Here is an 11,845-nt window from a genome sequence, read left to right as displayed (position 1 = left end):
AACGCTTGTTTTTTTTACATGGTAATCTTGCCACGTCGCCTGGCATCCGGAGCCGCAAGCGGCATTGCAGATCAACCCAAAATCCAAGTGAGCGTGATGACAAAGAACGTAGCTATTGTCGGGGCAGGCTTCTCCGGCGCGGTAATCGCGCACCAGCTCGCAAAAGCGGGCTACCAAGTCGAGGTGTTCGAATCACGGTCCCATATCGCGGGCAATTGCCATTCCGAGCGCGATGCAGAAACCAATGTGCTGGTCCATGTGTATGGGCCGCACATCTTCCACACCGATAACGAGCGGGTATGGAAGTTCGTCAACGAGTTTTCGCAGTTCATGCCTTACGTGAACCGCGTGAAGGCGATCACGAACAACCGCGTGTATACGCTGCCGATCAACCTGCTGACGATCAACCAGTTCTTCGGCAAGACCCTGCGGCCGGCCGAGGCGCAGGAGTTCCTTGCCTCGCTGGGCGACAAGTCGATCGAGAACCCGGTCACCTTCGAGGACCAGGCGCTGCGCTTCGTCGGCCGCGAACTGTATGAAGCGTTCTTCAAGACCTACACCGTGAAGCAGTGGGGCCTGGACCCGACCGAGCTGCCGGCCAGCATCCTGAAGCGGCTGCCGGTGCGCTTCAACTACGACGACAATTATTTCAGCCACAAGTACCAGGGCATGCCCAAGGATGGCTACACGGCCATCGTTGAAAAGATCCTCGACGTGCCGGGCATTACCGTGCACCTGAACACGGCGTTCAAGCCGGAACAGAAGGCCGACTACAGCCACGTGTTCTACAGCGGCCCGATCGATGCCTGGTTCGGCCACCGCGAAGGCCGCCTGCCTTACCGCACGCTGGACTTCGAAGTCCATCGCGACCAGGGCGATTACCAGGGCAATGCGGTGATCAACTATTGCGACAATGCGCAGCGCTATACGCGCATCACCGAGCACAAGCATTTCTCGCCATGGGAACAGCACGAAGGCACGGTCTGCTACTTCGAGTACAGCCGCCAGTGCGAAGAGAACGACACGCCGTACTATCCGATCCGCCTGGCGCGCGACAAGGTGCAGCTGGAAAAATACGTGCGGCTGGCGAACGACGAACCGAACGTCACCTTCATCGGCCGCCTGGGTACCTACCGCTACCTCGACATGGACGTGACGATCGACGAAGCGCTGCGGACGGCCGACAAGTTCCTCGAGACCGCGAACGAGAAGGCGCCGATGCCGGCGTTCGTCATCAATCCGCTGGGCTGACGCACCGCTGGCGGTCCGCCTAAAAAAAAACCCACTGGCTTGCACCAGTGGGTTTTTTGTCGCGCCAGGCTTTACAGCGTAGCGAAACTCGTGCCGATCGTCCCGATCAATTCGATCTGCTCCGCCGAGTTGGCAAAGCTCAGCAGGACTTCGCCGCGATCGATCGCACCGGCCTCCAACCCGTCGACCCAGTAGCCCACTTCATTGGCCTGGCCGACGCGATCGAATGCCACCTGGTAGAGCGATTCGATGAACTGTTCATCCGTCATGGCGCCATAGCGGGCATCCGCCTCGCTGGAAGCAATGAACGCGTCGGCAACGCCGGAAAGCGATGCGCCGGATTCGTACATGCCAATCCAGTAGTTCAGCCCGCCTTCATCGCCAGCACGGCCAAACAGCGTGCTGTACATGCGCACCAGGGTCGCGACGTCGCTCATGCTGAAGTCCATGTCCAGCGACTGGGGCAACGCCAGTTTTTCAGCCGACTCCGCCATCGACAGGACCATGCCGGCCCGGTCGACGGTGCCGGCAGCCAGCGCATCGCTCCAGTACGCGGCACCGGTGGCGTCCACGTCGCGGTGCAGGACATTGCGGTACATCGCGGACACGAAGGCCGCATTGTCCAGTTTATCGAGGCCCGCATCGGCGATAAGCGAGTTGGCGACCGCTGCCAGGTCCGTGCCTTTCTGCGCAACGTCGAGCCAGCGATCGGCACTGAGCAGGTCGGGCGCCTTGCCCGTGGCTGCTTCCAGCAGGCGCGCCACGGTCCCGTGCAGGCTGGTGTCCGCCTGCTCCGAGGTAAAGCGCAGCTGCTCCACGTTGGCGAGCGTATCGATGCCGTCATCGCCGTGCAGGTCGGTGATGACGATGTTGCCGTCCTTCACACGCAGGCTGTAGGAAGCACGTCCATTGCCGGTGAATTCGGCCGTGTCACGGCCGGTGCCGCCATCGAGCAGATCGTTGCCAATGCCGCCGAAGACCAGGTCATCGCCTTCGTCGCCGTACACCTTGTCATTGCCGCCGGCACTGCCCACGGTGTCGTTGCCGCCGCCGCCGTGCAGGACGTCGTCGTCGGCGCCGAGCATGATGAACTGCGATTCGCCATCGCCCCAGACATTCTGCGAGCCGGCGCCGCCGGTCACGCGCACGCTGCCGATCACTGCCGCGAATTCAACGTTGTTCAGCTGGATGGTCGAGCCGCCCGGCAAGGCGCGCGTATCGATGACCAGGGCCGTCATCGGCGTGTTGGCCGATGACGGGGTGCCGTTGATGACCAGCGCCTGGCCGGGCGACGTCGCGCCGGGTGCCGCGGTAGGCACGATCGTCTGCACCAGCAGGTTCGTCGTCGCAGGCAGATCCGACAGGAAACCGCTACCGCCACCGGTCAACTGGTTCTGGTCTGCCGACCCGGCGGTGGTATGCGCCTTGATTTCACGGATCAGGTCGGCCAACGAGTTGCCGGCCGATTTCGCCTCGTTCGATCCTGTGATGGTCAAGCCGATCCCGGTCGACACCTGTGCGCTCAGCAATGCCTGGCCGTTCGTGCCGGTGACCAGCGGAATATCGGCCACGCCATTGTTGCCGACCTGCTCCGTGCGGTTCGGCACGATCACTGGAACGGTCAGCGTCTGCGACACCGACCCATCCGGGTTGGTAATCTGCCCCGTCTGGACGGTAACGCCGTCGACGGTGGCGCTGGTGCCGGGCGGCGTCACGACCGGCGCGGCAACCACCGTTGCCTTGGAGGTGATCGCCACGAAGGCGGTGTCGCTGCCACCGAGTGCCGTGCCGCCATTGTCCTTGACGGACGCAAGTTCGACGCTGCGCTGCCCGGCGAACGTCGGCGCCGTCGCGGTATTGCTGTACTGGATACCCTCGATCATGGCCTCGGCACTGGCGGCGGACCAGCCCTCGGCATTCCTGATCGATACCGTCAGCGCGCCATCGACCAGGACAACCTTCGCGGTGCCGCCAATGTCGAGCGCCACCGAGGTGCCGTCCACCAGGGCCAGCGATTTACCGCCGATCAGCAGGGTTTCGCTTCCCGCATCTTTCAGGCCGCTGACGCGCAATACGACTTCGCTGATGGCCTGGCCATCTTCGACCGTCGACAGCGCCACGTTCGCGAACAGGGAAACGCCGCCTGCATTGCCGGCGACATATTGCGCCGCGGTCGCCGCGGTCGCTGTGACCACAGGCTTGTCGTTGACATCCACGACGCTGGCTGTCGCGAGGGATGCAACGCTTTCCACGGTACCCCGCGCGTCCGTGTATGCCGCCACGACCGTGATGGCCTTGCCATTCTGGCCGGACGTGAGCACGAGGGCGCTGCCGGTTGCCCCGGCAATATCGACACCATCGGCCTTCCATTGGTAGGTGATGCTGCCCGGTGCAATGCCGTCCGCGTCGTCCAGCATGTTCACGGCGGTCAGGGTATGCCCCTGCGCCGCGGTACCGCTGATGGTCACGCTGCCGGTCGGCATATCGTTGACGTTGGCAACGGCCGCGGTCGCGAGCGACACCGGTGCTTCGGCGGTGCCCTGCTGGTCGATGTACTTCGCCACCACGGTAATGGCCTTGCCGACATGTTCCTGGCCCAGCAGCAGCGTAGCGCCGGTCGCGTTGGCGATGTCGACACCGTTAGCCTGCCACTGGTAGCTGATGCCGTTCGAACCGATGCCATCGGCATCGGCCAGCGTGTTCGATGCCGTCAGGGTCCCGCCCTGCTTGGCTTCCCCGGCGATGGTCACTCCGCCGGTGGGCGCCGTGTTCACGTGCGTCACCTGAGCCGTCGCCGCCGACACCTGCGATTCAAGGTTGTTCTTCAGGTCGGTGTAGCTGGCCACCACGGTGATGACCTTGCCCACCTGTTCCCGGCCCAGCGTGAAGGTGCTGGCGGTGGCGCCGGCGATGTCCACGCCGCCAGCCTGCCATTGATAGGCGATGCCGTTCGGTGCAATGCCGTCGAGGTCGTCGAGCGTATTGCTTGCCGTCAGGGTCTGGCCTGCGCTGGCCGTGCCGGTGATCGTGACGATGCCGGTGGGGCTGGCGTTGGCCGGCTTCAGCATGACGTCGAACAGGTCACCCATCGCAAACATTATCGGGTTACCGGCGCGATCCAGCACCTGGCCCATGACGACGTTCGCCACGTAAGTGCCGTCGTCACCCTGGTCCCAGCTTCCGCCTGGCGCCTCGACGGTATACTTGACCGTGACCTCCTGCGGCCCGGTAACGGGACCGGTCGGCAGCAGAGCGCTGAAGGGGCTGATCGTTGTGTCATTCATCACCTCGAAACGCAGCACCGGCAACAGGTTGCCTGCTGGTCCCTGCACCTGGACATTGTTCAATCCGATGGTGGACAGGTCGATACCGGCGCCGATGTCCGTGTAGACGACCGTGAACGAGTATTCAGTGGCGCCAGGCGAGGACACGTCTTCCGCCTTGGCGTGCGCAGAGCCGGCCGTGTAGTCGACCACATAGTCATGGCGGACGATCTCGCCGACATTGCCTGCGCTATCCCTGGCGCGGACTTCCACGTAGCCTGCCTGGTTCAGATGCACGAGTCTCAACCATTCGTTCGGCTCGAAGCCTCTCTGCAAGGGTATCCAACCGTCCGCGCCGTTGATCCTGATCTCGGCATAATCCATGTGAGCTATCGGCGCGTCGAACGAGAAAGTCAGCTGCTGGAATTCGGAGCGCGTAACCAGGTCGGACGAACTCGCGCCCGTGTCCTCGGACATCCGCATCCCGACAGAGCGCCCGGGCGCGATATGGTCGAACGTCACGTTCAGCGGCATGTTCGTCGGAGTGGCCGAACCGGCCGCGTTGAAGGCGTAGATGTTGTAGCTGCCTTCCAGGCCGGCGGTGTCCAGTCCATCGACCGTCCACGCGCCGTCATGCACCGTGCCGCTGCCCGCGTGATCGACCTCGGCGTCGAACTGGCCATTGTTGTCGATGTCGATGAACGCGGTCACCTGGCCGCCATCCGGTTCGTTGATGGTGCCGGTGACGGCGATCGTGGTGGCGGCGGTCACGTCGTCGTAGAAACTGTCGCCGGTATCGAACAGATCGACGAGGTCGGGCGTGGAAGGCGTCACGACCTCGCGGGGCGAGACATGCAGGTAGAACCCTGGCGCGTCCAGCGCGTTGCCGGCCGTGTCACGGATCGTTTGCGCATTGAACGACACCAGGTATGGGCCCGCGTCGGCGGGATCCCACGTGCCGCCGGGGGCGCGCACCGTGTAGCTGACGATAATCTCATTGATTCCGCCGTTGATATTGCCACCGATATTGCCGTTGAAATCTTTGATTCCCGCAGAAACCACCTCCAGCGTGGTGTTGCCGAAGCTGACCGTGATATTGCTGTTGTTAAAGGTTTGCGGAGCAAAACCGGTCTGCATGTCTTCATAACGAATATCAATGACGAACAGGTCGCTGGCCGGCATCTCGACGAATGGAGTGCTGATCAGTTGTGCCCATGGCTTGTCGATGTCCACCTTGAATGGCACAACGAGTTGCTGCCCGTCATTGCCTGCGCTATCGACAACACGCAGCTGCAACCCCTGGTTTTGGTACTGGTAATGGGCCAGGTCGATCGGCGCAGCCCATTGCGTCTGGCCCGGCAGAACGGGCAAGTCCTGCCAGTTGCCGTTAACGTTGACCTGGACGGTCTCGCCAACCTGCAGCGGTTGCGCGAGTTCACCATGCAGGACCGGCTGCAGGCTGTTGGTCACCATCTTCGAAGGCGAGTACCGGTCCCCGAACCACACGTCCTCCACGACATTGGTCGGTGCGAGCGTATCGATGGTTACCTGCAACGGCGTGCTGAGGGGGCCGGCGTGACCTGCGCGATCCGTGGCAAAAGCAAAGACATTGAAGGTCCCCTCGACGTCCCGCGGAGTGTCCATTTCAACTGCGTATTGTCCATACGAAGAGGGCGAGGTTCCGATGACATCGCCACTGTCAAGCTGGCCGTTGTGGTTCAGATCGATGAAGACGCTGACATCGGCGGCATCATTTTCCGGGCCAACTGAACCAGTGAACCTGAGCGAGGCATTGTTGGTCACGTTGTCTTCATAGCTCGGGCCGCTGTCGCTTCCCGGGTCCAGGTCAGGCATTCCCACCGGAGGAATGGTACTGACGCGGCCTTCGATGCGGACACCGTATCCGCCCGCCGGCGTATCGACCCATACCGTGCCGAAGGTGTTGTCGTTGAAAGCGACCAGGACTGGACTGGTTTGCGCGCCGAGGAAGTCCTGGTTGATCGGGAAGGCATGATGCATGCCGTGGCCGTTCGCATCGAAGCTGCGGCCCATGATTTCGGCCGCGTCACCGGTGCCGCCATTTTCCCATGCAAGCACGAAACCGCCACCGCTCATTGCGGTAACGGTCACGCCGGCCTGGTTGCCGATGGTTTCCTCGCTCGCCGCACGCACGCCCCATGGGTCGGAAATGCCTGTAGCCGTGTCCAGGATGCTATAGGAAATGCCGCTGCCACTGCCGCTGGGGCCATTAACGATCCAGCTGTCCCATGTGACGACGACCCGGTCGCCCTTGAGCGTGGCGATATCGGTCTCGGGCAATCCGGCCGACGATGGACGGTCGGCGCCGTCATACGATATCTGCGCAATCACCACGCCGTCCGGAGCGGGTTCGTTGCCGAAACCGCTCATGCTGCCGGGGATCGAGACCATGTTCTCGCTCGTCGCGAGGAAAATGTTCGACGTGTTCGCGTCCACGAAGGAAACGGCAAAATTGTCGTCCGACAAACCGGTCAGGCTGATGTTGGCGGCCGGATTTGTATTGCCGAGACTGCTGGCCAACTGGTACGGCTGGCCCGCTGCCAGACCGGCATGCCCGCTGCCTGCAAAGGTCTGGGTCATGATGCTGCCGTCCTCGGTCCAGCCGATCACGAAGTCGCCATTCTCGAGCGTCGTGATGGCATGGCCCGTTTGTGGCATGCCGGTTTGCCCGACCAACTGTTCCTCACCCACAATATTGCCGCTCACCACGCGATAGGCAACGTACTCCGCAGTGGCTCCCCTGCCCACGTCGCCCGGCGAGGCGCCATAGGCAATCACATAGCTGTTGTCCTCCAGCACAGTGACAACCGGCTTGAGCTCGGCCGCGCCGGTACCGGAGGCGATTTCGACGATGCCGCCGAGCGAGGTACCGTTCTCGTCATGCACCTGCCCATACACCTTCGCCGGCGTCGCGCCGTCGGGCGAGCCGCTCACTTCCCATACGGTGACAATATTGCCGTTACCCAGCACGGCTGCGCTTGGATTGGACGGCGTTCCGGCCATCAGGTTACCAACATCGAACTCATCTACGAGATAGGGGCCGCCTGGCACGGTAGGTGAGATATTCGCGGTAGTCATCAAGAACTTTCTTCAAAATTCGGCCCTGCGCTACGCGCGCCGACCCGTGGATTCATCAAGTCCAGCTGCAAGGGTCGAGCAGAGCCGTACCTAGCTGGTGAGGCGAGGCTCGTGAGGAAATGGCGCAGTGGCGCGGAGGTGTATTCGACGCGTCGGGCACAGCGGTACTCGAACCGCCTGCGATTGCACAGGACATCCTGTGTGGATTGCTGCCAGTTACTTCATGAATATATGATGAACGGAAACTTGCGTATCCTCAAGGGACAAGCAGGTTCATCTGTAGTGACCATTTTCTTATTAACAAAATTCCGTTGCTTTTGAGCACAGAATGGTAAATAAGGCACCGTTTCGATGATTTTGAAGTCCCGTTGACCGAATTTCGCTCGCCGTCGACGGAGTACCTCAATCCAGCACCGATGTGACCGCAGGCATCGGCAGCCCCGTCCCGGGAGACAGCGTTGCAACTATTTACTTAGGATGCTAAACTTTCGCATCCTAATCTAAAACCGCGCCATGACCGACCTCGACAAGACCCTGATGTCCCTCACCCACACGCTGATCCATGCGGCGCGGGCATACAAGGCGGCGGCCGACCGGGTGGCCGGCAATTTCTCGCTGTCCCATGCCAGCGGCTGGCCGGTGGTGATGATCGCCCGCCTCGGCGATGGCGTGCGGCCGGGCACGGTGGCCGAGGCGCTCGGCGTGGAGCCGCCTTCGCTGGTGCGCATCATCGACCAGCTGGTGGCCTCCGGCCTGGTGACACGCCAGGACGATCCGGCCGACCGGCGCGCGAAGACGCTGCACCTGACGGCCGAGGGCCGCCACTGCGCGGCCCAGCTGGAAGAATTGCTGCTGCCATTCCGGCGCGAGCTGTTCGGCGACCTGCCGCGGGCCGACATCGAAGCGTGCCTGCGCGTGCTGGCGCAACTGGATTCGGCACTCGCCGCCCGCGCGAAAGGCTGAGCGCCGATGCTGCTGAAAGCCCCTCAGCCGCGCGAGCTGCTGTTCTCGGCCAAGTGTTTCACGGCGTCGATGCTGGCGCTGTATGTGTCGATGGCGGCCGGCCTGCCGCGACCGTTCTGGGCCATGATGACGGCCTATATCGTGGCCAGCCCGCTGGCCGGCGCGGTGCGCTCGAAGGCGCTGTTCCGGGTCTGCGGCACGCTGGCCGGCTCGGCGGCCACGGTGGTGCTGGTGCCGAACCTCGCCAATGCGCCGGAACTGCTGTCGCTGGCGCTGGCGTGCTGGGTGGCCGTGTGCCTGTACGTGTCGCTGCTCGACCGCACGCCGCGTTCCTATGTCTTCATGCTGGCCGGCTATACGGCTGGCCTGATCGGTTTTCCGGCGGTGGCCGATCCAGCCACCGTGTTCGATACGGCGATCGCCCGCGTCGAGGAGATCGGCATCGGCATCCTGTCCGCCACGCTGGTGCATTCGCTGGTGTTCCCGCAGGGTGTCGGCCCGGCGCTGCTGGGGCGCCTGGACCGCGCGATCGGCGATGCGCGGCACTGGATGCTGGACGCGATGCGGTCCGGTTCGGGCGCGGGCGGCCCGGATGGCGGCGATACCCACGACACCCACGTGCGCCTGGCCCTCGCCGCCGAGATCAGCGACATGCGCGTGATGTCCACCCACCTGCCGTTCGATACCTCGCACCTGCGCTGGACCGGCGCGATGGTGCATGCGCTGCACGACCGGCTGGCCGTGATGGTGCCGCTGCTGCTGGCTGTCGAAGACCGCCTGCAGGCGCTGGCGGAGACCGGGCCGATGGAGCCGGCCTGGCAGGCGATGCTGGACGACGTGGCGCAGTGGATCGGGGAAGGCCGCGCCGCCGATCCGGCGCGCGCGGCGGCACTGCGCGCGCGGATCGATGCCCTGGCCCCGCCACTGCCGCCCGATGCCGCATGGCGCACGATCCTCCAGGTGAACCTGGCGCAGCGGCTGGCGGCACTGGTGGCGGCCTGCGAAGACAGCCTGGAACTGCGCGACAGCATCGACGCCGTGATGCACGGCGCGCCGCCGGCCACGCCGGCGCACCTGACGCCGTCGGTCCTGCACCGCGACCACGGCATGGCATTGCGATCGGCGCTGGCCGCGGCGATCGCAATCCTGGCCTGCTGCGCCTTCTGGATCGCGACCGGCTGGCCGGCCGGCGCCGCCGCGCCGATGCTGGCCGGCGTGGCCTGCTGCTTCTTCGCGACGATGGACGATCCGGTGCCCGCCATCACCGGCTTCGTCAGGTACACGCTGTACTCGGTACCGGTATCGGCGTTCTATATCCTCGTCGTGCTGCCGGCCGTGCACAGCTACGAAATGCTGGTGCTGACGCTGGCGCCGGTATTCCTGCTGCTGGGTGTCTACATGGCGCGCCCGGCCACCTACGGCAACGCGCTGACGTTCGTGATCGGCATCGCCAGCACGCTGGCGCTGCAGGACACCAACCAGCTCGACATGGCCTCGTTCGCCAACGGCCTGCTGGCGCAGCTGGCCGGCTACATCGCCGCGGCGGTGGTCACCCGCGCGATCCGCACCGTCGATGCGCCGTGGATGGCGCGCCGCATGCTGGGCCGCGCCCGCGCGGAACTGGTGCAGATGGCGCGCGCGCCGCGGGCGCCGGCGCTGCTGGAAGTGTCCGCCCGCGTGGTCGACCGGGTGGCGCTGCTGATGCCCCGGCTGGCACTGGCGAAAGCGGCGCCGGACGTGCGCGCCGCCGCGCTGGAGAACATCCGCGAACTGCGCGTCGGCCTGCACATCGCCCAGTTGCGCGGCCTGGCGGCGCAACTGGAACCGCGCGGCGTGCCGCTGGCGCCGCTGCTGGACGGGCTGGCCGCGCATTTCGGCGCCAGCCGGGCAGCAGGTTCCGAGACAAATACCGGGCCCCAGGCCGGCCAGGGCCTGCTGGCGCGGCTCGATGGCACGCTGCGCGCCGTCTGCCGCTCGGCCGACGATGGCGGGAACTGCCGGGCCACGGCGGCGGCGGCGCTGGCCAGCATGCGGCGCGACCTGTTCCCGCACGCGGCTTCCTATCAACCTTCTCAGGAGGAATCATGAGCGCTGAAATCAGCCTGCACGGCCTGTACGTGCCGACCCTGCTCCTGCTGGCCCTGGCCGCGCTGGCCTGCACCCGCGTGCTCGGCAAGCTGCTGCTGCGCCTGGGCTTCTACCGGCTGGTGTGGCACCCCGCCCTGTTCGACTTCGCGCTGTTCGGCATCCTGCTGGGCAGCTTTTCCCTGCTGGTGAACCGCTATGGCTACTGAATCGACTGTCAAATCTTCCGCGCTTGCACTGGCGCGCTTTCTCGTCACGATGACCGCCCTGGCGGCCGCCGGCATTCTCGCCTGGCGCCTGTGGCAGCACTACGAAGTGGCGCCCTGGACGCGCGACGGCCGCGTCAAGGCCGACGTGGTGCAGGTGGCGCCGGACGTCACCGGGCAGGTCACGCGCGTGCTGGTGCGCGACAACCAGCAGGTCGCGGCGGGCGACGTGCTCTTCGAGATCGACGCCGCGCGCTTCTCACTGGCCTTGCGCCAGGCCGAGGCGGCCGTGCAGGCGCAGCGCGTGGCCCTGGCCCAGGCGCAGAGGGACGCGCGGCGCAACGCCGAACTGGCCGACCTGGTGGCGCAGGAAGTGCGCGAGCAGTCGTCGAGCAAGGTGGACGAACTGCGCGCCGCGCTGGCCCAGGCCATCGTCAGCCGCGACGTGGCGAAACTGAACCTGGAGCGCACCCGGGTGGTCTCCACCGTCAACGGCACCGTCACCAACCTCGACCTGCGGGCCGGCGGCTACGTCACGGCCGGCCACGCGGTGATGGCGCTTGTCGACCGCGATTCGTACTACGTGGAAGGCTATTTCGAGGAGACCAAGCTGGGTGCGATCGGCATCGGCGATCCGGTCCTGGTGACGCCGATGGGCGCCGCTCAGGTCCTGCGCGGCCACGTCGAGAGCTTCGCCGGCGGCATCGCCGACCGCGACCGCAGCACCTCGGCCAACCTGCTGTCGAACGTCAACCCCACGTTCAACTGGGTGCGGCTGGCGCAGCGCATCCCGGTGCGCGTGAAGCTCGATGCGCTGCCGGGCGGCATCCGCCTGGTCGCCGGGCAGACGGTCACCGTCGACGTCAGGGCATCCGCGAAGGCATCCGTCATAGCGCCCGCCGCCGCGCGCGCCACCGCCACGGCCGCCGGCACCGCGCGCACCACGCGTTCCTGAGGAGG

The 11,845-nt window shown here is 65.0% G+C and carries 6 protein-coding genes; 5 read left to right on the top strand and 1 reads right to left on the bottom strand.

The genetic code is table 11. From position 1 onward, the window contains the following. Positions 1–96: 96 nt before the first annotated feature. Positions 97–1,251, top strand: coding sequence for a UDP-galactopyranose mutase (gene glf / locus ACY34H_RS26370; RefSeq protein ID WP_464980399.1), 1,155 nt, complete (start codon positions 97–99; stop codon positions 1,249–1,251). A 71-nt stretch (positions 1,252–1,322) separates the two neighbouring features. Here glf and ACY34H_RS26365 read toward each other — a convergent pair whose 3' ends face one another. Then, positions 1,323–7,556 carry a DUF4214 domain-containing protein gene (locus tag ACY34H_RS26365; RefSeq protein WP_464980398.1) on the bottom strand — a complete coding sequence of 2,078 codons (6,234 nt, stop codon included), beginning with the start codon at positions 7,554–7,556 and terminating at the stop codon, positions 1,323–1,325. Between the two features lie 588 nt (positions 7,557–8,144). Here ACY34H_RS26365 and ACY34H_RS26360 point away from each other — a divergent pair. From ACY34H_RS26360 to ACY34H_RS26345, 4 genes are read left to right on the top strand one after another with little or no spacing between them, the layout of a single operon-like run. Further along, positions 8,145–8,594, top strand: coding sequence for a MarR family winged helix-turn-helix transcriptional regulator (locus ACY34H_RS26360; RefSeq protein ID WP_464980397.1), 450 nt, complete (start codon positions 8,145–8,147; stop codon positions 8,592–8,594). A 6-nt stretch (positions 8,595–8,600) separates the two neighbouring features. Further along, complete coding sequence (locus ACY34H_RS26355; RefSeq protein WP_464980396.1) at positions 8,601–10,682, top strand: FUSC family protein; 2,082 nt, start codon at positions 8,601–8,603, stop codon at positions 10,680–10,682. Beyond that, the gene (locus ACY34H_RS26350) at positions 10,679–10,888 is read left to right on the top strand and encodes a DUF1656 domain-containing protein (protein WP_137312204.1); all 210 of its coding nucleotides are present in this window, start codon (positions 10,679–10,681) and stop codon (positions 10,886–10,888) included. The genes ACY34H_RS26355 and ACY34H_RS26350 overlap by 4 nt, the downstream gene beginning before the upstream one ends. Then, on the top strand, positions 10,878–11,840 hold the full coding sequence (locus tag ACY34H_RS26345) for an HlyD family secretion protein (protein WP_464980395.1): 963 nt from the start codon (positions 10,878–10,880) through the stop codon (positions 11,838–11,840). The genes ACY34H_RS26350 and ACY34H_RS26345 overlap by 11 nt, the downstream gene beginning before the upstream one ends. Positions 11,841–11,845: the final 5 nt, after the last annotated feature.

The organism is Pseudoduganella sp. jia 9 (assembly GCF_055502615.1).
This window is presented reverse-complemented; position numbering and strand designations above follow the sequence as displayed.

Coding starts and splice junctions, on each gene's coding strand:
- glf (WP_464980399.1), top strand. CDS start 97: ATGACAAAGAACGTAGCTATTGTCGGGGCAGGCTTCTCCGGCGCGGTA.
- ACY34H_RS26365 (WP_464980398.1), bottom strand. CDS start 7,556: ATGGCCGGAACGCCGTCCAATCCAAGCGCAGCCGTGCTGGGTAACGGC.
- ACY34H_RS26360 (WP_464980397.1), top strand. CDS start 8,145: ATGACCGACCTCGACAAGACCCTGATGTCCCTCACCCACACGCTGATC.
- ACY34H_RS26355 (WP_464980396.1), top strand. CDS start 8,601: ATGCTGCTGAAAGCCCCTCAGCCGCGCGAGCTGCTGTTCTCGGCCAAG.
- ACY34H_RS26350 (WP_137312204.1), top strand. CDS start 10,679: ATGAGCGCTGAAATCAGCCTGCACGGCCTGTACGTGCCGACCCTGCTC.
- ACY34H_RS26345 (WP_464980395.1), top strand. CDS start 10,878: ATGGCTACTGAATCGACTGTCAAATCTTCCGCGCTTGCACTGGCGCGC.